Genomic DNA, 25,813 nt, shown 5'->3' on the forward strand with positions numbered 1-25,813 from the left:
AATGGTTCATAGTTGAATAATAACAAAAAACCCCGCATAAGCGGGGTTGATTTTGCAAAATCGAATCAAATTATTTTCGTTTTGCTACTTTTTTTGCTGGAGCTTTTTTTGCTACAGCTTTTTTAACTGGTTTTTTTACCACTTTTTTTGCTGGAGCTTTCTTGACAGCCTTTTTTGCAGTTGCCATATGAGCAGTGTTATCGTTAGTTAAATAAAAAGAAACTAACCACTCTAGTTATATAAAATTATCTGTAACTTTGCAAGAAGTTTTTATCAAACTTTCGTCATTTTCCCCAACTTTTTGATACATGAAAATCTACCTCTAATGGTACAATAGATGATATCTCTGGCACGACATTTTCCATTATTTTTTGCATTTTTTCTATATGTATTTGACGATCTTTCTCACTTAAAGTTACTTCAAAAACTAACTCATCATGAATCTGCAAGAGCATCTTGACCTTGTCTTCCAATTTATTTGCTGTTATATATGCATAAACATCCCTCATAGCAAGTTTTGTCAAATCTGCACCACTACCTTGAATTGGAAAATTCATCACCTCTCTTTGCACTTGAGAAACTATACCTTTGTTGTTAGAGTTTAGCATTGTTGTTTTTTTTCTCCTTCCTAGTATCGTCTCGATATATCCTTGAGCCTTTGCAATTTCAAACAGATTCTTATAATAATTCTTGATTGAATCATAATTATCAAAAAAGTCATCTATTATCCCTTTTGCTTCTACTTGGTTTAAATTAAGAGAAATACCTAATGCTCTTGACCCTATCCCGTAAATAATTCCAAAGTTTATAGTTTTGGCTGTATTTCTTTGCTCTTTTGAAACGCTTTCATACTCAACATGAAATAGTTTTGAAGCAGTAACTTTGTGGATATCTAAACCTTGTTGAAATGCTTTAATCAAGGATTCTTCGTTGGCTAAGTAAGCTAGTAACCTTATCTCCTGCTGTGAATAATCAAAACTCACTAAGTATGATTCTGGGTTCGACATATCAGCTACAAAACTCGCTTTGATTTGGTCAGCCAATTCATTGCCTTTTGGTATATTTTGCATATTCGGATTATTTGAAGAAAGTCGTCCAGTTACTACTTGCGCTTGGTTGTAGGTTGTATGTATTTTCTTATCAATCTGCATTGAGTTTTTTAACCCTATAATGTATGTAGAATGTAACTTACTCAGTGTCCTGTACTCTAAAAGTTTTTCTATAATCGGATTGACTCCTAAATACTTTTCTAAATCTTCTGCTGATGTTGCAAATTGCTTCGATTTACCTTTTCTCTTTAGTGGAATCCCTTGTTCCAAAGCCAAAGTATCACCTATTTGTTTTGGTGAATCCAAGTTTACTTCATGACCAATCAAAGCAAATATATCCTTCTTGAGTTCAGATACTTTTTGAACTATTTCATCTTCTACTATACTTAGGTTTGCTATATCAATGCAAATACCATTTAATTCCATCTCCAAAAGGATGTAAACTAATGGCATTTCAAGGTCATAAAACAACTTCTTCAGTTTGGCATTTGAACTTTTGTTTAATTCTTCCTCAATAGTGTGAAATAAATGCTCCAAGTCGTCATGACCATCGATGAAGATTTCCGCAGCTTCAGTATAACTCAATGGAGTTGAGAAGTTGATCAAAAAAGTTGCAAGCATTAGATCAAAAGATTTTTTGTTAGAGATCTTAAACTGTTGATACTCATCTAAATGCTCCTTAAAGTATTTTTTCAGATCCCAACCTACCAAGACATCTCCAATTAGAATTGGCTTTTCAACATTAACAGATAAAAGTACCTTGAGATCTTCCTTTTGATTTTTATTGTTTTGATTCATAGGCAGATTCTTCATTTTTCTAGCTTTATCTAGCAAACTTCTAAACTCAAACTTTCTAAAAGTATTTTCAACTTTTGCCAAATCAAATTCATAAAAATTATGACTAATTATATCCTCAATATCAATATTCGTAGGCACATCTCTTTGTATAGTTGTAATTTGTTTGAATTTCATTGCCAATTCATATTGATCAATTAACTTATTTGAGACTTTCGACTCTACTTGATCTATATTTATATAGATATTTTCAATAGTTTGAAATTGTTTGATTAGCTCAAGCGCAGTCTTCTCGCCTATACCTGCAATACCTGGGATATTATCTGAACTGTCACCTTTCAATGCCTTGAAATCAGGTAGTAAAAGTGGATCAAAACCTAGTTTTTGCTTGACTAAGGAAAGGTTTAGTAATCTTGATTGACTAAAAGATCTGCCAATCATGAAGATTGAAACATTCTCATTGACCAATTGATATTCATCATTATCCCCTGTCAGAATTATGACCTGTTCATTGTTGGATAACTTTTGAGACAAAGTCCCAATAATGTCATCTGCTTCAAACCCATCAAGTTTGACTATTTTTACATCAAATGCAGCTACTATTTCTTCAACTAGAGAAAATTGAGCTGATAAAATATCATCCGTCTTTGATCTATTTGCCTTGTATCCAGAGTATTCTTGTGCTCGAAATGTTGGAGCTTTTGTATCAAATGCACAGATAACTCTATCTGGTTTCAGTTTTTCTATCGCTCCAAGTAACATTGATGTAAAGCCATATACTGCGTTTATAACTGTACCATCTTCTATGGTTAGAGTATCAGGGTAGGCATGAAAAGCTCTGTGAATAAGGGCGTGCGAATCAACGAGTAATATCATAATTTGATTTTATCACTTTTGCTTAGTATAAAGAAAGATTGCAGCAAATGAAGTAGCAACTAAAACTGCAAGTATAATCAAAGGTGAGTTATTGATAGATTTACTCTTGACATGAGTTGCATCAAATTGACCTAATACATCATCTACCTCGTCGTTCTCTGTCAAAGTTTTCACATACGATTCATCAGACAAATCCAATCCTCGTTTATCCAAACTATTTGGGTCCAAAGAAATTTGGCTGTTGTTTTGACTTATATGTGAATTTAGTATATTCTTAATGCTTGTAGAGGACGAATTATTACTTGTAGTTTTTGCTACCTTTGCGTTATCAAGATTACAAGGTTGTAAGGTATTCGCAGAGAATGCAGTTGGCTTGCAAGTCATTTTCAAAGTTCCATCAATTCTTATCCAGGATGCACCAGAATCTATTTCTCCGTAATTAAGACTATCTATCAAACTGTTGTCATAGTAAATGTAAATAGTGTCTCCAGCATTATTGAGCGAAAATTTTGGAAAAAGTTGTAAATACAAGCCAGGTTTAAGTAAAACCTTTTCAGGAACAAAGTTACCTCCTGATTCGTCTTTAAATGCTAAACTTGAGATATCTATATCTCGAGCTGTATTATTTTTGATTTCAAACCATTCTTTTTCTCCTAGCTTAGTGTCTGGTGACGGATACACCTCTGTAATGTTTACCTCTCCTGTCCTTACACCTTGGTCCATTGAGCTCAAACTATTAACAGACTGGGTAGATGTACTCGACATACTGTACTTGTCCATAGGAATACCATCTATAGACCAATTTGCTAATTCATCATTGCCCAAAACATCAATCTTTTTGAAAATCTTTCCTTGTCCATAATTATTTGTCCATACAAACCTAGACTGAAGAATCTCTACATTGTTCATTTTTAGTTTAATTACCACTTCATCTGAAGAATTTGCCAGTCCGTTTCCGAGGGTAGGACCAGCTGTCCAAAAAAGATAAGTACTTGAGTTTGGAATATCTATAGTGTTGCAGTTCGAATCAAGAATCACTGCTTTTTCATTGGGATTTATGATACTTCCAGTTACTTCAATAAAGTCAGGAATATTCGGAGTAGAGTCCTTTATCAAATCCGTAGACTTGTTATCAGTAAGTGTAAGATCATTATTGACTATGTCTATAGTTTGATTTGAAATATTTTGGATAATTACATATTCACAATCTTGATTTACGGGGTTAGGAGATATCTCGATTAGCTTGAATATATTTTCTGCCTCAGTAGCAAAATAATTAGTTCGAAACAATAAAATTAGTAGCAAAAACAGAATACAAAATTGTATAGTTGAAAATTTTTGGAATTTTTTGTTCATTCCTAAATTTTGATTAATTTTTGCTGATCAAACAATGTCAAAAACCTGCAGCCTTTCTTGTTTCCTTAATAACTTCTGATATAAGTTTTTCATCAGATGAGAACTTATCTTTCATTGCTTCTTTCCCATTCGCGAGTTTTTCATCTTTGAAGCTAAACCAAGATCCAGACTTTGTCAAAATACTTTGAGATACAGCTGCATCTATAAGAGAAGAGATTTTGTCAATTCCATTTGGATATATCATATCAAATTCTGCTTCTTTGAATGGTGGGGCCATTTTATTTTTAATGACCTTGACTCTGCAAACATGACCTATGACTTGATCACCTTTTGAAATTTTCTCTATCTTTCTTATGTCCAACCTTACAGAAGCGTAAAACTTCAAAGCATTACCTCCAGTAGTGGTTTCTGGATTGCCGAACATTATTCCAATTTTCATCCTGAGCTGATTTAGAAAAACAATTGTAGTTCCGGCCTTACTTGATATAGAAGTTACCTTTCGCAATGCTTGTGACATCATTCTCGCTTGTAAACCCATGTGACTATCTCCCATATCACCTTCGATTTCTGCCTTTGGTGTTAGCGCGGCCACCGAATCAACGACTATAATATCAAATGCACCAGATTGAACGAACTTTTCCAATATGTCAAGACCTTGTTCTCCATAATCTGGTTGCGACAGGTACATATTATCTACATCAACTCCTATATTTTTTGCATAATTTACATCAAGTGCATGCTCTGCATCAATGAATGCTGCAACTCCACCTTTCTTTTGTGCCTCTGCAATTATATGCAGTGCTAGTGTAGTTTTGCCAGAACTCTCTGGACCATATATTTCAACAATCCTACCTCGCGGAATTCCTCCAATACCCAGAGCAATGTCAAGTGATAAAGCGCCAGTAGATATCGCTTCAATATGCTCAATAGGTTTATCACCTAGTTTCATAACCGCTCCTTTGCCATATGATTTTTCCACTACACTCAATGTAGCTTCAATAGCTTTAAGTTTATTTGAGTCAATTTTTACTTTATCTGACATATACTTTTTGTTTATTAAGTTTGTTTTAAGAATGATTAATATTTGCTTGCCTCTTATACAAGGAAATTCCAAAACTAAATATTATTGAAGATAATATCAGATTTGGCAAACTACTTGCACCAGTTTCTCCTAGTATAGCACCTCCATCACCATTTCCTGTATCTGTCACTCCCAACACCGCAGGATTTGTTACAGTAACTGTATCTGAACTTGTATTATTAGCAGGATCTAGATCGCCACAAGCAAAGTAAACAGATGCTACATTCGTTGATGTTGTTTGAGTTTGATTTGTTATACTTACATTTATATTTATTTGAGATACTTCATTCAACTGCATCGACGAATTTCTTGTGCAAGTAACATTTTGACCAACTGCTCCACAAACCCAACCGTTACCAGCATATGATAAAAATTGCATACCTAAAGGCAATGTATCATTCACAATAATCGGTCCATTTGCTACATTGGGACCATAGTTACTCACTGAGAGTGTAAATGTTCCTGATTGGCCTTTCACGAAATTACCTATATGAGATTTGATTAAGTTCAAGTTAGTATTCAGACAAACATTTCCAGCGCTAGATGTTGAATTTGTGTTTGCAGTTTGTGTACCTGCTACGTCCCCACTACTGGTAGTAGTGACTGTTAGTGAAGAAGTATTTGCAACTTGAGTAGTATTTGTACTATTTACAGTATTAGTAGAAGCATTCGAAACTGAGGATGACATTGATCCTGATTCACTAGTATTAGTTAAGTCGGAGGTATTTTGACTTGCTACACTTGATAACGAGTTGGTTGCTGAAGAACAGCTGCTTTGACACCTCACGCAATTATTAACAATATTATTAATATTCTCAATATTTAGATTGTTATTATTGCCTATTATATTTATGTAAAAAACAGTAGTAGTCGCCATGTTTGAACAAGAATTCTGACAAGTCATTTGATTACAAGTATTTTGCGAGCCAGCTATTTCTGATGAAATTGTACTAGTAGAATTTGCAGATATTGATGTACTTGTAGCTGTCCCTACTGAACTAAGTGTAGAATTACTTGTTGCAGAAGAATCTAAACTACTTACACTTGTACTGTTGATTTGAGTTGATGTATTACTAGATGTTGTAGAGCAAGAGCAATTACTAATTGTTGAACATTGAGCTTCATTCTCACAATTATTACAACAAGAATTTCCACAATAGTTATTCTCAAAGTGTTGATTTACTTCATTATCATCACCAATAACAACTGCACCTTGAAAATTACCGCCGAAGTTGATATTTATTGGGTAAATCGAATTTATAGATGTTGAAGCGAATTGCGATGTTGAGGAGGTCATTGTAGAAACGGTAGAAACCGAACTAGTAGAAGATCCTGAACTATTCATACTACTTAGAGTCGAAGTCACAGTAACTGCACTTGATGCTGAGTCAGATGAAGTACTTGCTGTACAAACATTTGCAGTGACTAGTGTAGGGCCTATAAATGATATATTTTCATCAGTACCTTGTGTTGAAGATATACCTGCTACTTCGAACGGTAGTTCACCTTCTACATTTGTACTATTGACCGTATCATCGTCCCCAACAATTACAAGCATTTTTGATACTTTCGTTGAATCATCGGCTAGAAATCCAATCCACCTTGTTGTTTTATTTCCACAACCTACATAATAGTTTTCTGAACTAGTCGAACCACACAGAGATTGATTTGAAGTACTTGTCGCTATGTTGGCATTTCCAATCTCATCATTGTCTTCATTATAATATTTAACAAATGCCAATGCTCCACCAAATACATCTGGATTTCGCGTTTCAAGATCTCCGAACCATGTACCAAATGCACTTACTGGACTAGAAAAACTAAACAAAAATCCAATTCTATTTCCATCTTCTGCATTTAGCAATTCATTTACATAACAACTATTATCCACAAGGGATTGTGGTCTTGGAGAACTATCTTGAAGTATACTAGAATTTCCACATCCTGAAACTTTGCTATTCCAGTCACTGGTTCGATTTATCATATTCTGCGTCGAATCTATTTCAACAACCTGAACATGAACAGAAACTCCGTTTGCAACTACTAAATTTGTACCATCAAAAGAGTCATTTAGCAGTTTACGAGTGATCAGTGTTGAATTCTCTCCGTTGCATTGATACAATTCAGTTACATCTGAATACCACTCATTGTCTAAATCATCAACAGCACTGCGTATTGACTGTGTATTTGAACCATTACCAACTTCATTGGATATATAGGATGTTACTGCAGCTTGAGATTGAGACGGAAACAAAATCGTGAATGCAGAAAAAAGCAAAAATGTATACGATATTGTTTGGACAGTTTTTTTGAACATAATAAAGTTTTCTACCTAACAAACTTGGGGAACTTGTTCGGCAGCTAATAAATAAATTGTTAATTTGATCTTTCAACTTTTTCTATAAATTGAATATCCTTTTTTAATGTATGTAAATTCATTTTTGTAACTATTGATAATACAAAGATCAATCCTACGACAAAAAATACAAAACCCTTTTTCGAACTATCAGTAATTGCTGAGTTTGGTAATGTACTACTCGAAGTTATATTCACTGAACTAGCCAAACTTGTCAGTAATGAACTTCTTGTATCACTCATGGATGATGTACTAACCTCACTTGAAACTGAACTAGACATTGAAGTGATATCGGTACAACTAGCAGAACAATTTACACTCAAACCACCATTGACTCCATTGCATGACCAATTCGCTGTTCCATTATTAAATGTTGAAATATTACTTGATACCCCCTTTTGACATAAATCATATAAAGCTCTTGAACAAGAACCAACTGAACCATTTGCTCCTCCGCAAAGACCATCGACCGGAGTACTAACTACATCGATATTCCACCCGTCACAATTATCGTAGTTATCATAGTTATTGACTGTATTGATAGGGTTGGAAACTACATCACAATTAATGTCTGTAGTATCAATTTCTCCACCTCCTGAGACACTAGCTACGTTTGAAATATTACCAATAAATCCTGTGTTTATGTTTGCAACAACTGTAATTATGGAATTTTGATTCACTCCTAATGCTTGACTTCTTGTACATGTAATATCATTACCTACATTACTACAATTCCAGTTAGTTCCACTAGCACTAACGAAAGTCAGTGTAGAAGGAAGATTTTCTGTAACTACTATTGGACTATTTGTTGCAACCTGACCTACATTCAGAACCTTAAGTTGGTAACTTACTTGTCCGCCTGTGGTGACATTTGTATCTGAAGTCTTTTGTATTATCAAATTTGGGTACTGAGCAACTGGAGTACTAGTAGTTGAGCTAGTTGCTGGTGTACTTGTTGGTGTTGAGCTTGAGACTGGGTTACTGCAACTAGCAGAACAATTTGCACTTGTTCCACCATTTGTTCCACTGCATGTCCATGAAACAGTTCCATTGGAGAACGTAGGATTTGCAGGATTTGCTGTCCCCTGTGCACATAGTGGTGTGAGAGTTCTGCTACATGATCCACTAGTTCCATTTGCACTTCCACATACTCCATTGACTGGAGTTGGTGGTTTCAAACAACTAGCAGAACAATTTGCACTTGTTCCACCATTTGTTCCACTGCATGTCCATGAAACAGTTCCTCCATTTTGTGGGTATGAAATTGTTTCACTACCAGCATTACCTGGGTTACATAGATCTCCTGTAGGTATACTAGTGCCACATGTCCCTGTTCCTCCATTTGCACTTCCACATACTGCATTTATTGGAGTTTGCGTAATTGTCAGCGTCCAACCGTCACAATTATCTTGATTATTATCATTATTACTGTCATTATCACCTTCTAGGTCTGCATCGCATGCCCAGTCAGTAGTATCACCATCTGTTGTATCGGTTGAATCTATAATTCTTGCATGGTCAACAATAGTATGGTTTACTGGTGCATTATCATTGATCTTCACATATACCTTTACAACTGTATCCCATACATTTATTGAAGGTACATATTGTTTTGTCGTTGTACATACTACTCTATGATTTGGATTGTTGGGTGGATTTGGATCGTACTTTGTACATGTCCATCCAGTTCCTGCTACTAGTGATTGGTATGTATAGTATTCTCCTTGGACGGGTGCTTCTAGAACTGTAATTGTTCCATTTGTAGAAGCATTACCTATATTTGATATTTTCACTGTGTATTCAATTGTATCACCTGCTTTTGCTGAGCTTGCATTACCTTGCTTTTGTATTATCAAGTTTGGCTTTGTAACAACTTGTGTACATGATTTGCCTGTTGTACACATAGCAGATACTGTCATTCCATCGGACGGTCTTGCTAGATTACAAGATACACCTGAGTTGGTAACGTATCCACTAGGTTTATATTCGGTAACATCAATTATTCCCCAGTCTAGTTGAACAGATCCACATCTATCATATGGAGCTGTAGAGTTCATTGGATAATTTCTCCCGACTGTAATATTTTTTGTTTCTCCTGCTTGTAGCGTGATCTTTTGAACTGATTTATCGTTTTGGCCTGGATTTTGATCGCATGAGAAGTATTGATTATCTTGATCATCCCAGTGACTACCGTATTGTGACATACAAGAGTATGTCATTGATTCATTGTGGCAGTTTACCGTATCTAACATCTATTGTATAGCCAGTTGTATTTCTCAAAGACAAAGTTTGAGTTAGGGAATCATTACTGTTGTTTCTTGTTCCACATCTATATGCATCTTCTTTACTATATATCCCTCCAGATTGTGGGTCTCCGTAAAAACTACAGCCAGAATTACAATTATCTGATACTGATTCTATCTTCACTCCACATGTAATATTACTAGCAGGTGTAGGTATCTCTACTGCCCTCCCACTAAATGCTGAAGGTCGATCGGGAGCAATATTTTGCTTTCTTAAAATATTACTAATAACAAGAAAACTTGCAACTAGAAGAATCAGAAAGATTATGAGTAAAACCAAAGATAATTTTCGTTTGTTTAAATGCAACATCTTGAGCAGTGTTTAATTTTACGAGTAATTTTTGTAGTTTATATTTTTATTTTACAAATGTCAATAAAAATCAATTCCCTGGCCACTTCATATTCCATTCTTTCATAATAGATACTTTTTCAAAATATGTTTTGTTTACTGGAAGCAGGTAAGCGAATGGATAATACAATATGTAACCAAGCAAAATAGCTAATAATGTCAGTATGATAAAAATTAGATTAAACAAATCATTAAGTTCAAGTAGCTTCAATATACCAGATCTACTGAAAATAGATTTAGAACTTGGATCTGGATTTGGTTTCAAATTACTTTTAATATCATCCATTTCATTAAGATGTTCTTTGACGAAATCTTGCAACACATTGATCCTTGGCATTAGATAAAAATGTAAGATATACCCAAAGAGGATCATCCCAATAAGTAGTGCTGGCATATAATGATACATATACATAACTCTCTCTATAAGAGCGTAAGGTAACCAGTTGCCAAAGTATAATACAATAAGCCCTACCAAGACAGCATCTTTAGATTCAAAATTTCTAAGGTTCAACAACTTCAGTAATAAAATGCTGACAGAAATAATGATTGATAATAGGGATATAAGCCAAATTACCGGATTTCCTACCAAGTAAACAAAAGCGTATTCATTTGATCCATCTGTTGACCAAAAATAACTTATCGTTCTACTCATGATAGGCCAAGTCATCCAACTAGACCCTATTTCATCTGGCTTTGTAAAATCTAGAGCAGGTACATTCTTGTTGTATCTAAGTTGAATAGAAGTATAGGCTTTCAGTTTGCACCAGTATGTCGCTGTATTCGTATTATTTCGTAAATCATTGACCCATTCAGGACAAAAATCGCTTACTTCTGCATTGTTTACATCTGGCAAAGCATTCCAATTTTTGATCATTGCAAAATGCATTGCAAAAATTGAGAGGTATATTAGGAGAGATATTCCCAAAATAGAACCAAGTTGGAGAATAGTTTTCGAAGTAACACTAAGAATAGTATTTGTCCATGATTTCAACGATAATCTCACTTTATTTATATTTAACTTGCTACTGAACTGGTCTGCTTTTGAATTTATCAAATCAAGTAATTCGTCTCTTCTTAAAGTATATACTCTGTAGTTCTTTGCAAATAACAAGATAGCTAGAAAAGCAATTGTAGATATTGCAAACCATTTTGTAGATATTGCTAAACCCAAGGTGATACCACTAAGAAATGCCCAAAGCAATTGCATTTTCTTGTCTGCTGTATAGAAATATTTCAAACTGAAAAACATAGTTAACAGAATAAAAAATAATAAGATCTGCGACAAAAGAGCATATCTTGACTCCACAATATAGCTAATCTCGAAAATACCAAGAAGTGATGCCATAAAGGGAACTATGTAACTTTTTGACCTACTTTTGTAATTGATAATTTCATACACAATCAAAAATAGCATTGGTCCTATCATACTCCCAAATAATCTTGGAAATAATCTAAACCCTTCTGTATTCAATAAATTTTTATAATTATCGAGCTTATTGCCTAATTGTGTAGAATCTAAAGATTCTTTGTTTGATAGGCCTCCTGGTGCTGTACCATCATATATTTTACTGCCTAAATAGAAAAGAAACTTACCCAAGGGGGGGTGTATATCAAAGTAATACTGGTTGAAGTAATAATTCTCAGTTTGAGGTATGAAGTATGCTTCATCAAATACAGTAGAATCAGTTGGTTTCACAGTTACAGAAAACTTTCCAGAGTCATCAATATAAGGTTGAAATCGCGTCCATAAAGATAACAGAAGTATTAAACAGAAAATCAACCATTTTGTTGGGTTAAGGAATTTTGACATAAGTTAGTTTTTCGAATTAGGTTCTGACGAAAGCTTATCCAGAAGTTCTAACCATTGATTTTTGATGTTATACTGAGAATACTTCTTAGCTTGTAGATATCCCAGCTCTATTTTCTCTTTAACTTCTTCCGAATCTCTATGTGTCAATATTTTCATTAGTTGCTCGCTTGCATCTTTTATATCATAAGGGTCAGTATAAAAAGCTGCGTCACCTTGTGCCCATTTATGTACTGGAATTCCAGAAGACAAAACTGGACATCCACATGCCATAGCTTCTAGAGGAGGCATACCAAAACCTTCTTCAAAAGAAATAAAAGTGAATGCCTTAGCCATTGACATCAATATTCTGATTTCTGAGTTTGTTACATCAGAAAGCAATATGAATTCCCCCTTCAAAACATGGCTTCTCATGCTAGCAATAATATCTTGATACATCCAACCTAATCCACCTACATAAATATATTTTAGCTTCCTTTTGTTTTGGATAAAATACTTATCAGCAATCTCCGAATACATCTTAAGCATTCCCAAAATATTCTTCCTTGGCTCAATAGTTCCAACGGTTAAAATATAGTCGAATTCCAGGTTTTGCAATTGTTCTAAAATTTTATCTTTTTTGTCATCGTCAATGATTCCAAAAACATTTAAGCTGTATCGGCTTTCTATAATGTTTAAGAGCTTGGTTGCGTTCACTTCGTTAAAGTATATATCAGAAATAGCAGGAGCAATTGAAAAAGCATTTTCATTCCTTAAATTAGGATACATGCTTTGAAAATCCTTTATTACTGGCTCCGAATCAGCGACAAAAATGCTGCCAGTTTTTATTGATTGTCTTATGCTTTGATCTTGATACATTGATCTGTGAAATGCTCCTGCTACATATGTTGGACACAGTATCGGAATCAAATCATACACTCGTATGATTTGCTTAGTATTAGGGGATACTTTCAATCCTCTTTCAGTTGCAGTAATGAAGAAATCAAATTCATATGTATCAATGTTAGGTCGAGGTAACTTACTAGAAACTCTACTTCTTTGAATATCGGAAAAATCTGAATAGTTAGCTATGAATATCTGAACATTACTCAGCTTGTCCCTGACATCTTTTGTAATAACCTTTGTCAAGAATTTGTCAATTATTAAATTATTGAAAACCTTGTCTATCTTGATTAGTTGAAAACTTCTTTTAAATAAAACATCATATACATGTGATAATAATTTGAGATTATTATAAAGTTTAGCTAATCTGCCGAGTCTATTTATAACCACACTGTCTGATCCAGTCAAAATTGCTACAGCCTGTGAATCTGCAACGATCTTTTGAGATTTAGATTTATGTTGTGAGTTTTTTAGTTTATAAATATCAAGTCTACCCACAACATCGTACCAAAGTAGACTGATGTCGTACTTGTCATCTTGTATTAGCGCCTCCATGACCCGAAATAAATCCTGCTGAATCCCGCTTGCATAGTGTCCAGTATTGGCCATGTTGATAAGTACTTTTGTTTTTTTTGATGAATTTTCCATGTTTTTAAAAATCTTTTTTGTCGCGAATATCGCTTTCTACCATTAATTTGGCAAGCATTTTTGCATTAGTGTGGGCTTTCCAACCAAGTTCTTTTTCTGCCTTTGCAGCATCCCCCAACAGCAAATCTACTTCTGCAGGTCTATAGAATTTGGGATTGACCTTTACAAGCACTTTACCGCCTTCTTTATTTGTCGCAAACTCATTTTCATCCTTGCCATCCCAGACTAACTCTATACCTATATGGAAATAACATTCGGTTACAAAATCTCGAATCGAAGTAGTTTCTCCAGTTGCCAACACATATACATCTGGATGATCAGCTTGCAATATCTTGTGCATACCTTCAACATACTCTTTGGCATAACCCCAGTCACGCTTCGCATCTAAATTGCCTAGTTCTAAAAGAACATCTTGACCTTTTGCAACCGCTGCTGCATGCATGCTAATCTTCCTAGTAACAAATTCTTGTCCCCTCAACTCGGATTCATGATTAAAAAGAATACCTGCAGTAGCGAATATATTGTAACTTTCTTGATAATTTCTTACCATCCAATGCGCATATAATTTTGCTACACCATATGGACTTCTTGGATAAAAAGGCGTGGTTTCGGATTGCGGTGTTTCCTGCACCTTACCAAAAAGCTCGGATGTTGAGGCTTGGTAATACCTTATATCAGGTTTTAACTCCCTAAAGATCTCAAGTTGTTTTGCTACACTAGCTCCATCTATATCAAGTGTAGTAAGAGGTTGCTTGAAACTAGTTCCTACAAAACTTTGCGCTGCTAGATTATAGAATTCTTCCGGCATAACATCTTTTATAACCTGTCTCATATTTTCAAACTCAGACAATTCAAATTCATGCATCGTTATTTGGTCCAAGATCCCTAGATACTTTAACTTAGGATAGGATGGATTACTTACTCTACGCACTCCTCCGTGGACTTCATATCCAAGTGATAATAAATATTTTGCAAGCCAAGCACCATCTTGACCTGTAATACCAGTTATAAAGGCTTTCTTTGACATAAATTTAAAATTTAGTTAATAATATAAAATATTTTGTTTTCACATTTTATCATATAGAATCCATTTGCACACTCTTTGTTTATTTTTATATCTTTGTTAGATAATTTAACTATATATTCAATACTGGAATGAAATGCGTTGTAGTTATCTTGCAAACAGACATTTGAATCATTCGGGACTTTATCAATAATAAAGTTCATATCAACTGTATCAAATAGACTGTCTTGAGAAGTAAATTGATTATCAATATACGACATTGTTTGTTTGTAATTTATCCCGATTGAAATGGCAATAAATGAGATTACGCAAATCCCAAGTAGCAAATTTCTGCTATTTATAGATACCCTCAAGAGGATGATAAAGTATAACATCACCAATATGGTAATAAGATATTGGTAATGAAAATGAATGTCACCAAAGTACATAGTTGCAAAAACCATATAAATAAGAAATATTGAAGCCGAGAGCTTCAATATGACATTACCTTTGAATAGTTTTTTTGACTCAGTGATAACAAAAAGTAATAATCCAGAACCCAATGATAAAGAGAATTTATCTAAGCTGTCTTTTGGAATTAAATATTTGGAAAACAAGTAATACAGCGTTCTCCCAAAATTGTTTAGGAGATCATCAAGGGTGTGGATTTCATTATTTGAACTTGCGAACAACTGCTTAATAAGATTCAATGAATTTACGAAGTGATTTTGAATTTCAGCATATATATAAGGTATATGTAGAAGAAAAATTATGAGTAAACTAGCTAGAGCGCCAGGAACCGAGGACTTTCTATCCTTCATCATTTTGTATGCAACCGTTATCAAATATTGCATAGGAAATATCATCAGAGTAGTTGAATGTAGATTTGACCCTATCGCAGTCACAAGCCCTAAAAGTATCCACAGATAGAGACTTGGATTACTTCGCTTGAGTACTATGTAACTTAGTAGTAACAAACTGATCGTAAAAAATGGAATCGGCGTTGGGTTCCATTCTACATCAGCAAGTATGACATCATTTACGAGACACAACCACCAAACTGAGGATAGTATGGGCAAGTAAATCAGTAACAATTTATCTAACAGCTCAGATCGTACCTTCGAATCAGATATCATGTCCTTTACCACAAAATAAACCAACAATCCAAATAAGAATATAGTAGAGAACGAAAAAACTGCATTTGGAATTACTTGGATCTTTGGATCATCACTGAGATAAACTGTTGGAGATATAAGATAATAATACAATGGAGGTAACGAATAGTTTCCTTGAGATGAAGCTGGACCTAATGTAATTAGTTGTCCCGTGTCTTTCATATGCGAAATTACCAATGCATCTCTTCCTTGATCACTTAAAAAGCCATGATAATAGTTAATCGTTCCAAATCTTGTATAACAAGCGAAAGCAAAAATAACTATCCAAATAATTAATATAAATAATTTACTTGTCGTTAATTTTACAAATTTATTTAACATTTCTTTTTGAAACTATAAAGAATACTTCTGCTATAAAAACAATTGTAGTGATTATCATAATTGGAAACCAGGCTTTAGTGTAATGCAAACATCCATATATAACATTAAACCCGGTGAACGCAGGAAATGAACTATAAAAAAGAAATGATATTGCCACAACACCATTTAGGATAGAAAGGTATTTGTTCTTCATTATTACAAAGTAAACAATTGATATCAGATAAACAAGCATCCATGGATATTTAATTATTAATCCTGGATAGTTACTATTGATATTTGATTCATTTACATAAGTTTTCGGAAATAGCTTGGTATTTACTCCTGAGTTTGTCCCAAGAAATATAGACTGCAAGCTTGGTAATATATATTTGGGAGAATATCTAGATACCTCTTGATCGTTTCCACCAGTTTCATCTTTATGATTTATATATGGAGTATTATAAATCTCACCAAAGTAGGTCTTATTTAGGTACAAAATTGGTGTTATAAAGACAATTAGTGATAACGAAAAGAATAGAATCTTTCTCAGTAATATTTTGCAATCTTGATACTCAGTAATAATTATGTAAAACAAAACTAAAATAAAGAACCATACTACATCTACATATCTAGCACTGAAGACCCATGCAGTGAGAATGGAAAATAGTATAAGTAGTTTATATGTTAGATGCTCCTTGGTTGAGGTGATAATTAAAAGAATAGAGATCACAAGCAAATTTATCGTCGAGTTCCACGGAACTATCGTATTTTCTAAGACTGGTGTAAGAAATATATAAATTGCAACACCCATAAGAGAAAATATATATTTATACTTACTTTCATTGAGCAATGTCTTAACGCTCAGGTATACAGCTATTATAGATAAAGAGTATATCATTACACCACCACACAAAAAGGGGTCTATCTTAGCCAAACCCAGCCAGATGCCTATACTTCCAATTATTGGATATCCTGGACCATACAGAAATCTTTCGTGATTAAGAGTAAACTCTGACATATCAATAGCCATTTTTAGATATTCTCCCTGATCAAACCAGCCAAAATAGCCATTACCCAGAAATTCATTGATTCCATGAGGAATTGTATCCAAACTATTGTAGTTCTTTATGAAAGTGAAAAATCCAATTACTAACAAAAAAAACACCAAGAAGTTTGAGAATAACTTTGATGAAATGGCGTGCTTTATATTATCTTGCATGCTGAATATAAATCAGAAAACGGTTAATACTTAATATAACATTTATCCCTATTTGTTGTTAAGCTATATACTACATTGGCAGTATTTACGGATTGAACGAACCCACGTTTAAGAATTTTTCTATCAATTTCAGAGAAATATTCCTCATTATTTAGCCAATCGTGATTTTCTATATATAAATAGTCAAACTTTTCTAATAGTTGCACATTTTGATCAGTAGCAAATAAGTCTTTCTCTGCACCTTCAATGTCAATCTTTAAAATATTGACATCTTCAAAAGTATGTTCGTTTAGCAAATCTAAGAACTTTATATTTGAACATTCTTCAATTAATGAACCTTTGGCGGAGGCTCTTGACTGTACTCCACCCCAATTTGTATTAATTTCATTAGGGAAATATAGTTCACTTTTACCTTCTGTTTCTGAAAGACATTTTTGTAGTAAATTAGCTTTTTGAATTCCAAGAATTTTTATGTTTCTTTTAGCAAGTAAAATGTTCGAGGTTAATGGCTCAACACCGGTTAATGAATTAATTTCCAAACCTAACTTCTGTAGTTGATCCTGAAACCTAACAACACTAAGTCCTACATTTAGACCAACATCCACAAGTGAAATCGTCTTGTGTACCAATCTTTCTATATCAAAAATTTCATATGCTCCAGCCTCCATTTCGCCTAAAATATACATATCATCGAGTCTTAGTGACAATATACGATCATTATACTGAATCTTTACTGGCGATAAGCGATCAATTCTTCCATATTGATTCTCCCATAATAATTTAAATATCTTTTTGAATAAGACCCTTTCTTCATCTTGCTGATTTTGTATAGTTATTTTCAATGTCTCATTCTTCGAATCTATTTCTTTTTTACTTCTGATATTCACAGCCTCTTCTGAGTTTAAGACGAATGCTAGAATTTCTTCAATTGATATTGAAGAAATTAGATAATAATTTAGCTCTTCTTCTTTTGGCTCTCTTGCCAAGTATTTATTGAATATAAGGATTATAATTTGTTTGCGTAAGGCAATAATTTGTTTATGTGTTGGTTTATTTAACATTAAATTAATTATTTCTTACGAAGAAAACTTGTAAGTTATAAAACACTTATTTCGCACATAAAAAGGCATGTATTTACTTTACAAAAAACTCCATTTTAAAAGTGCCTTATTTTACGAATTTGATTATCAGGACTCTCAAATTCAAAACGGTATTCATTTTTGAAAGAAAACCTACCAGCTTTATTATTTTTTAAAGGTAAATTTTTTGTGCCCTATAAAGTTCCAAAGTAAAACGACAACAGAACTAATTGGTGTTGTATAGAAAGAATTTCCTTTGAACACTTCATTCCACAAAAAACTGACGACAATTGCAATAATTATTCCACTACCAAAGACAAGCCAAAATCTGACGAAACTTCCAAATTTATTTGGTTTGTCCCTATATTCGAATGAGAATCTTTTGTTCAGAAAGTAATTATATAATCCAGAAATAAAAAATCCTAATGCAACTGGGATGAAATAGTTTGGAAGACCAAGTACAGATGACCCTATCCTAGACTTCAGAAATTCAGTAATAATCCAATTTAAAATTAATGCAGTGCCACCAACCAGCAAAAACTTAATAAATTGATTAAATGTGCTTTGAGGGTTTGCATATTTGATAATTTCCCAAATTGCTTTGGCTCCATCTTTCCAATTAATTTTCTTACCCTCCTCTTTCGACCTACCATAATATGAAATTCCAACTTCGTACAGTCGTAAATTCTTAATTCTGCTTAGTCTTGCTGTAACTTCAGGTTCAAATCCAAATCTTTTTGCTTCTAAATCTTTTGCAATTTCTCTGATCAAATCTGCTTTAAAGACTTTATAACAAGTTTCCATATCTGTCAGGTCAAATCCAGTCATAAGATTTGAAAATGTTGTCAAAAAACTATTTGCTAGTTTGTTTGCATAATAAAAAGTCCTATGTGGTTCCCCACCTACGAACCTTGAACCATAAACTACATCAGCATTTCCTCTTTGAATAGGGTAAAGAAGCTTAGAATATTCATGTGGATCATACTCCATATCTGCATCTTGAATTATCACTACATCTCCAGTTGATGCCAAAATTCCTCTTTTCAATGCAGCGCCTTTCCCTTGATTTATTTCTTGATTCAATATTGTCAGGTTGTACTTACTCTTGACCTCTTGAAGTTTTTCTAATGTCCCATCTTTACTTGCATCGTTTATAACGATAATTTCTTTTTGAATTGAACCCAAATCTACATCTTTCACCTCATCCAAAATTTGAGTTATCGTCTTAGCTTCATTATAGGCAGGGATTATGATTGATAGTTTTTTGATTTCTACTTTTTGATGCATTATTTTTCTTCTAAGTTTAATTTCTTAATTAATTCCTTATAACTTTTTAAATTATTTACTGCAATCCAACTACCTGTGGGAATTGCAATTGCAAAGAGTTTTCTTTCATTCGATAATATAGGAAACAAAATTTTCTCAAAGTCAGTTGGTTTATCATATGAAAATATTTTAAACCTTTCAAAGACCTTGTTCGAAAATAAGGTTATACCGGTATGAATTGGGATTGGCAACATCGGATACATCACTACTTCTGTTACAAATCCCTTTTCTATCATCATACCTGTATACTGATGAGGTGTTTCCAAAACATTTACAACAGTTGATTCACAGCCTTTAGATTCTGCATATTCATGGGCTGAGATTATATCTAAAGGAAAGCTCCCAGAATAATTGAGAATGACATCATCTGGATTGTGGACTATAAACTTTTCCTCTTTTTTCAGATGCCCCTTTTCATAAGCATTACGAATTGCACCACCTTTTCCTACTGGTTTTTCGGGATCAAAACAATAGTCGATATTCACTCCATACTTGTCACCTGAACCAAGAAGATCAATTATACTTGATGCATGATGATAAACTAAAATTAGAAAATCTTTTAAACCAGCTTCAGCATACATTCTAATTGTCATTTCTATCATAGTATCACCATTTGGAAGTGTAAAGGCAGATTTATTTGTAGCTGTACTTCCTGGAACTTCTTTAAATCTTGAACTCTCTCCGCCAGCCATTAAAACTATTTTGTAATTTTTCTTTACTTTATCAAATTCTTCTTGAGTTAATTTCGGAGTTTCAATAACATCACATAATTGAGTTTTTAGTTGATCTAGTGCTTGCATTAGTTTGGTTTAATGTTTAATATTTAATATTTGCCTTAGGTAGGTCTTAGTGTCTTCGACACTATCTACTTCAACACAATCGATACCCATCAACTTGATTGGATAATCGTTGCCATCTGGCTCCAAATGATCTCCAAAGAACAAAACATCTTCATTTCTTAGATTCCTTGATTCAAGAAACATGCTCATTCCATAAGCCTTATCCATGCCTACTCTTGTGATATCAATCGATGTCAGCCCTCCAATCTTTGCCTCCATGGTTTCCGGGAGAAGTGGATCAATGAAGTTTCTAAGTTCTTTTCTCTTTTTCAAATCTGGATCCCATAATTGTTTTTCATCAGCTGGTGCTTTTTGTCCTAAAGTCGACAATGTGATTTGTGAACCTCGATCCTCAATGATATTTCCCCATTCAGCATTAGTTTTTAAATTAAATTTTTCTACTGCAATTTTAACCGCTTTGATGCTTTCTTCTTTTTCCATTCCTGTCAATTCTTCAAAGAAAACCCTATTCCAATTTAATTTATCATCGAATTCAAACCTTTGTGTTCCAACAACTGGACAAATTATAAGATTCTTTAAACTATCACTTTTGGGAAATTGGTCAACTATATTCTTTTTAAATACCTCCGCATTGGTCCCTGAGATTATAACAATTAAGAATTTGTCCAGTAATTTATCCAAAACCTGAACCATTTCTGAATCCATTGTGGTTTTTGAAATCACAAGCGTTCCATCAGCATCAAACGCAAGCACTTTTTTGCTTTTTACTGAACTTTGAATATTAATCATTTTCATTTATCACTTCTCCACACCCTCTCCCTCATAACCCTCCACGAACCGCCCAGATCTGCTCTAGCAACTTTCTTTACATTTACTTTTGATTCTTTATCATCAATCCACGTGACTGGAAGCTCAAATACCTTGTACCCAAACTTCTCTGCTAACAATGTAAGCTCAAAATCAAAAAACCATGTATCATCCTTCGTCAATGGAACCAAATTTTTTGCAGTATCAACATTGATAGCCTTAAATCCACACTTGAAATCATGGAATCTTGATCTCGTTATCAGCTTTATCAAAATTACATTTATGATTGAAAGGGTGCTCCTCTTTAGAGATCTATTTATTACCTTAGAGCCTTTCGTCAATCTACTGCCAATTACCATGTCATATCCTTCTGCAAATTTACCCATTGCTTCTGCAATATGTTTGATATCTGTAGACAAATCTAAATCCATCATCAATGCATAGTCATAGTCATAGCGCTCCAACGCAGTTCTTAGTGCAATTCCTTTTCCCTTTATCTCGAGTCGTATGAATTCAAATTCTTTGTAATCATTTTTGAGTTCAATGCAAATGTTGTTTGAATTATCACTAGATTTGTTATCAACTACTATAATTTTCCATTCCATTTCACCTAAATTTTTCAATGCATACTCTCGAACTTTCTCAACATGTTCTCGAAGTTGCCTTTCTTCATTGTATATAGGTATGATTATATTTAATTTTTTCATAATGTTCGGTCAATGCAATTTTTTTGTGTACCTAGAAAATTCTATCACTCAAATGCCTTAATGTAAACTATGCAAATCTCAGACCCAATACTTTATCAAACTCGTGAATTAAATATAACTTTTCTTTTGAGTCTAATTTAGAATTTATAGTTTTGATCAATATTGACAAACAAACTGGCATATTGAAACTATCTTCAACTCCAGATTTAAATGCATGATATAGATCTTGAGCTTCTTGAGATAAATTAATTATTCCTTCCTCATAGGAAGGTGCCGAACTATCGTGAGGCGAAAGGTTTTCAGCATTTATTTTTTTAACTTTTTCAACCAATTTCAGTCTCACTTCGCGAGTTTTAGTAAGTTCATCTAAAGTAAAATTTTGCGATTTTCTAAAATTTGCAGTAAGATAGTAATATCTCAAGTCCATTGGATCAAAACCCTTTTCAACCAAGTCTTGAAGTTTATAAAAATTCCCAAGCGACTTACTCATTTTCTTTCCATCAATTAAAATAAATTCATTATGAATCCAATATTTAGCAAAAGGTTGCAAACTTGAACCTTCTGACTGGGCAATTTCATTTGTATGATGAACAGGGATATGCTCCACTCCACCTGTATGTATATCGATAGTTTCGCCAAGAAGTGATCTACTCATAGCAGAACATTCTATATGCCAACCTGGAAAACCAACTCCCCAAGGACTTTCCCACTTCATAATATGTTCAGAATTATTTCCAATTATTTTTTGCCAAAGTCGAAAGTCAGCAGGATTTTTTTTGTTTTGATCTTCATTCACTTCATCTCTTACTGCAGTTTTCTTTTCAGCTAAGTTTTGTCCCGTTAAAATTCCATAATTTAATAGTTTTAGTTCAGAATTAGCTTTTACAAATTCTTCATATTTCGCAGTATCGAAATAAACTGCTTCAGCAGTATCATAAGTAAATCCTCTTTTTTCTAGCTCTTGAATCATCTCAATTTGTTCTTTGATGTAATTTGTAGCTCTTGGTCTATCTGTAGGAGCTAAGAAATTCATCTCTTCACAGTCTTTATCAACAGCATTGATATAAAATTCAGCTATATCCCAAACAGTTTTACCCTCTCGCTTCGCAGCTTTGTCCATACGATCTAAACCATCCTCAGCGTCAGTTATTTCAGCTTCTTTATTTAGTTCCCTTTGAACTTCAGTCATAGTCATATGGCCAACATCTGTATAATTTCTAACCTGATGAACTTCGTAACCCAGAAATTCTAAACTTCGACGGATAATATCGGCCATCAAAAAAGCTCGCATGTTTCCGATATGAGCAAAGTCGTAAACAGTTGGACCACAGTTATACATTGTAACTAATCTGTCTGATTCCTTCCCTTGAGAAGGTGTCCCGCTTAACGGGACGGAATTCTTTTCGTATAAGGCATGAAACTCTTCTTTTTGTTTTGTTAGTGTATTATAGATTTTTAGCATTATATTTCAAATTCCACAAACTCGAAAATTGGTTCGTGGTCAATAATTTTTATAAAATATTCTTTTGGATCAATTATAAACTTTGCAAATATTTGAATTCTTTTCAAAATCGGAAACTGTGATTTGTATATATTTATTGCTCTTATTTTTCTAATTGTATCAAAAATCGAAAGTTGAATGACTAAGTTTGCATCAAACTTGTGTTTATAATTTTCCAATTTACAAAAGTTTTGTATTTCGAACTGTCCTCCAGTTATAAGTAATAGCTCGAAAGTAAATTTATCTAACTTTTGTAAGTTATATAGAATTTCAGAAACTATTATATGATCTGGATGTCCAGTAACTCCAGTATTGTCATAAGTGATGACTGAATCTGGTTTAAAACTTTCGATTTGTTCAATTATTAAATCTTTAATTTTTGATTTTTCTGCGTTCAATCCTCCATCTTCAAAATCAAATAATCTATAATTTTCTATTTTCAATATCTTCATAGCATTTTCAAATTCTATAGATCGAATTTGTTCTAAACTCTTTCCGTCTTGCTTCGCAATTTTCTTTCCCCAAGGAATGGGTGTCCTTTTTATATAATTCTTGCCTGCACCACCTTTTGTCAAAATAACGATTTTGATTTCATTGTTTGATTTTTTTAGTTTGTGGATCATTCCTGTGACAAAGTATGTTTCATCATCAGGATGTGGAAGTATAATTAAGTATTTCATTGTATAAATATAAAACAAGAGTTAGTTGAAGTTTGTGTGAGAGTATGTGCCGTCAGGCACAACAGAAGATATTTGAATTATTAATTCGTATTTTATATGAGAGCATTTCTTAGTTAGTGTTCAACTTTGTACAAAACCACTACATCACCTACCATAGGTTCAATGTTAGGCTCTATCATTATTCCACACTCTTTTCCTTTTTCTACTTCTTTGACCTCGTTTTTAAGTATCTTCAATGATGTGATTTTACCCTTCCCAACAATTTCTTCACTTCTTTCCAATCGAGCCTTGTATCCTTTTATTACAGTCCCTTTCTGAACACTACATCCCGCAATCCAATCTCCATTCGTAAGCTTAAAAACATTCTTGACACTTGCCCTTGCCACTTCTACTTCTTCCTCTTCTGGTTCCAATAACCCAGTTAGAGCATCTTCCAATTCTTCAACTAATTCGTAAATTATCTGGTAGGATTTTACAAGAATTCTTTCTTGTCTTGCAAGTCTATTTGCATCATCTTGAACTTTACTTCGGAACCCAATTACTATAGCTCCAATATCCTTTGCCCTCCTAACCTCGGATTGATTGATTTCTCCAACTCCCTTTTCTTTTATCACAACTTCTACAAAATCATCATTCAGTTTCATTAATTCTTGTGCAACTACTTCTAGAGAACCCATTGTATCTGCCTTCAAAATTACATTTAGCCTCTTTCTCTCACTGGATGATTCGGCAGCATTTGATATATTTTTGAGAATTGAAATTGGATCCAAAAAGTCTACATTTTCACTTTCACGATCACGGATATCTTGAACTTCGTTCTCCGCTACTTTCTTGTCATCAAATATACGAATCAGTTGTCCAACATTCGGAGTTTCTTCAAGCCCAACAAGCCATACTGGATCACCACTGAAAAAAACATCTTGTGGAATTTGATTTGAATTCAGTAAAGTTCTGATTTTTGAACTAAACTGGGAATTCGCGACATAGAAAGTACCTTTTGCAGCAATTTGACTCTTTTTCAAAATTACCAATGCAACATTGCCAAATGACTTATCAACATTTGCCTCCAGCACTATACCTTCAGCAAGGCTACCAGTTAAGTCAGCGTCTTCTTTTGTCTGCAAGTCATACAAAAGGAATATACTATCTAGCAATTTATCCAAACCTTCTCCCGTTTTTGCTGATACCTTGACCAAGATCGCATCACCTCCAAATTCTTCAGTGTTCACTCCAGCTTTTGCAGATAAATCGGTTAGTAACTTTTGTTCGTTTTCCCCTGGCAAATCTATTTTGTTTAGTGCAATTATGATTGGTAAATTATTCTCTTTTGCAAACTTTGCTGATTCTATTGTTTGCGATTGTATCCCATCATTATGTGCAATCACGATAATTGCGACATCTGCTATTTCAGAACCTCTACTTCTCATCTGATGAAAAGCCTCGTGTCCTGGAGTATCAATAAATGTAATTTTTCTACTTTCTCCATCTCTTTCTACTTCAATTTGATGAGCCCTAACTGATTGTGTGATACCACCATGTTCAGTATCTACTACCTTTGTTCCTCTTATTGAATCCAAAAGAGACGTCTTGCCATGATCTACATGACCCATCACAGCAACAATTGGAGTTTTTCTTTGCATGTCATTTTTCACAAAGGTGAGTATAGCAAATGTATTGGACAATAGTCAAAACTAAGTTGATATTATAAAGCAAG

Annotated in this window: 19 protein-coding genes; all 19 read right to left on the reverse strand. The window is 33.7% G+C overall.

All coding sequences use genetic code 11. The features are described from left to right. Positions 1 to 284: 284 nt before the first annotated feature. The gene (locus IPJ91_03190) at positions 285 to 2,720 is read right to left on the reverse strand and encodes a hypothetical protein (GenBank protein ID QQR93429.1); all 2,436 of its coding nucleotides are present in this window, start codon (positions 2,718 to 2,720) and stop codon (positions 285 to 287) included. A gap of 12 nt (positions 2,721 to 2,732) precedes the next feature. Continuing rightward, on the reverse strand, positions 2,733 to 4,076 hold the full coding sequence (locus tag IPJ91_03195) for a lamin tail domain-containing protein (protein ID QQR93430.1): 1,344 nt from the start codon (positions 4,074 to 4,076) through the stop codon (positions 2,733 to 2,735). A 37-nt stretch (positions 4,077 to 4,113) separates the two neighbouring features. Continuing rightward, on the reverse strand, positions 4,114 to 5,100 hold the full coding sequence (gene recA / locus IPJ91_03200) for a recombinase RecA (GenBank protein QQR93897.1): 987 nt from the start codon (positions 5,098 to 5,100) through the stop codon (positions 4,114 to 4,116). 43 nt (positions 5,101 to 5,143) lie between these two features. Beyond that, on the reverse strand, positions 5,144 to 7,474 hold the full coding sequence (locus IPJ91_03205; protein QQR93431.1) for a hypothetical protein: 2,331 nt from the start codon (positions 7,472 to 7,474) through the stop codon (positions 5,144 to 5,146). A gap of 59 nt (positions 7,475 to 7,533) precedes the next feature. Next, the gene (locus IPJ91_03210) at positions 7,534 to 9,717 is read right to left on the reverse strand and encodes a hypothetical protein (protein ID QQR93432.1); all 2,184 of its coding nucleotides are present in this window, start codon (positions 9,715 to 9,717) and stop codon (positions 7,534 to 7,536) included. A 19-nt stretch (positions 9,718 to 9,736) separates the two neighbouring features. Next, entirely contained in the window at positions 9,737 to 10,126 is a 390-nt protein-coding gene (locus IPJ91_03215) for a hypothetical protein (protein ID QQR93433.1), read from the reverse strand. A gap of 70 nt (positions 10,127 to 10,196) precedes the next feature. Next, the gene (locus IPJ91_03220) at positions 10,197 to 11,975 is read right to left on the reverse strand and encodes a phospholipid carrier-dependent glycosyltransferase (GenBank protein ID QQR93434.1); all 1,779 of its coding nucleotides are present in this window, start codon (positions 11,973 to 11,975) and stop codon (positions 10,197 to 10,199) included. 3 nt (positions 11,976 to 11,978) lie between these two features. After that, positions 11,979 to 13,502, reverse strand: a complete 1,524-nt coding sequence (locus IPJ91_03225; GenBank protein ID QQR93435.1) for a glycosyltransferase family 4 protein — start codon at positions 13,500 to 13,502, stop codon at positions 11,979 to 11,981. A 4-nt stretch (positions 13,503 to 13,506) separates the two neighbouring features. Beyond that, the gene (gene gmd, locus IPJ91_03230; GenBank protein QQR93436.1) at positions 13,507 to 14,529 is read right to left on the reverse strand and encodes a GDP-mannose 4,6-dehydratase; all 1,023 of its coding nucleotides are present in this window, start codon (positions 14,527 to 14,529) and stop codon (positions 13,507 to 13,509) included. A gap of 11 nt (positions 14,530 to 14,540) precedes the next feature. Continuing rightward, on the reverse strand, positions 14,541 to 16,001 hold the full coding sequence (locus IPJ91_03235) for a hypothetical protein (protein ID QQR93437.1): 1,461 nt from the start codon (positions 15,999 to 16,001) through the stop codon (positions 14,541 to 14,543). Next, positions 15,991 to 17,199, reverse strand: a complete 1,209-nt coding sequence (locus IPJ91_03240) for a hypothetical protein (GenBank protein QQR93438.1) — start codon at positions 17,197 to 17,199, stop codon at positions 15,991 to 15,993. Before IPJ91_03240 ends, IPJ91_03235 begins: the two co-directional genes overlap by 11 nt. Positions 17,200 to 17,222: 23 nt before the next feature. Then, positions 17,223 to 18,260, reverse strand: coding sequence for an FkbM family methyltransferase (locus IPJ91_03245; protein ID QQR93439.1), 1,038 nt, complete (start codon positions 18,258 to 18,260; stop codon positions 17,223 to 17,225). A gap of 183 nt (positions 18,261 to 18,443) precedes the next feature. Next, positions 18,444 to 19,565 (reverse strand): bifunctional glycosyltransferase family 2/GtrA family protein, encoded by a 1,122-nt coding sequence (locus IPJ91_03250; GenBank protein ID QQR93440.1) that lies wholly within the window; start codon positions 19,563 to 19,565, stop codon positions 18,444 to 18,446. Beyond that, positions 19,565 to 20,404: a hypothetical protein gene (locus tag IPJ91_03255; GenBank protein QQR93441.1), complete on the reverse strand. Its 840-nt coding sequence runs from the start codon at positions 20,402 to 20,404 to the stop codon at positions 19,565 to 19,567. Before IPJ91_03255 ends, IPJ91_03250 begins: the two co-directional genes overlap by 1 nt. Positions 20,405 to 20,413: 9 nt before the next feature. Then, the gene (locus IPJ91_03260) at positions 20,414 to 21,199 is read right to left on the reverse strand and encodes an HAD-IIB family hydrolase (protein ID QQR93442.1); all 786 of its coding nucleotides are present in this window, start codon (positions 21,197 to 21,199) and stop codon (positions 20,414 to 20,416) included. After that, positions 21,196 to 21,918 carry a glycosyltransferase gene (locus tag IPJ91_03265; protein QQR93443.1) on the reverse strand — a complete coding sequence of 241 codons (723 nt, stop codon included), beginning with the start codon at positions 21,916 to 21,918 and terminating at the stop codon, positions 21,196 to 21,198. The genes IPJ91_03260 and IPJ91_03265 overlap by 4 nt, the downstream gene beginning before the upstream one ends. A 67-nt stretch (positions 21,919 to 21,985) precedes the next feature. Continuing rightward, positions 21,986 to 23,380 (reverse strand): cysteine--tRNA ligase, encoded by a 1,395-nt coding sequence (gene cysS, locus IPJ91_03270; protein ID QQR93444.1) that lies wholly within the window; start codon positions 23,378 to 23,380, stop codon positions 21,986 to 21,988. After that, entirely contained in the window at positions 23,380 to 24,099 is a 720-nt protein-coding gene (locus IPJ91_03275; protein ID QQR93445.1) for a PIG-L family deacetylase, read from the reverse strand. The genes cysS and IPJ91_03275 overlap by 1 nt, the downstream gene beginning before the upstream one ends. Before the next feature lie 113 nt (positions 24,100 to 24,212). Beyond that, complete coding sequence (infB, locus tag IPJ91_03280) at positions 24,213 to 25,739, reverse strand: translation initiation factor IF-2 (GenBank protein QQR93446.1); 1,527 nt, start codon at positions 25,737 to 25,739, stop codon at positions 24,213 to 24,215. Between the last annotated feature and the right edge of the window lie 74 nt (positions 25,740 to 25,813).

It is taken from the genome of bacterium (assembly GCA_016699595.1).
GTDB lineage: Bacteria > Patescibacteriota > Dojkabacteria.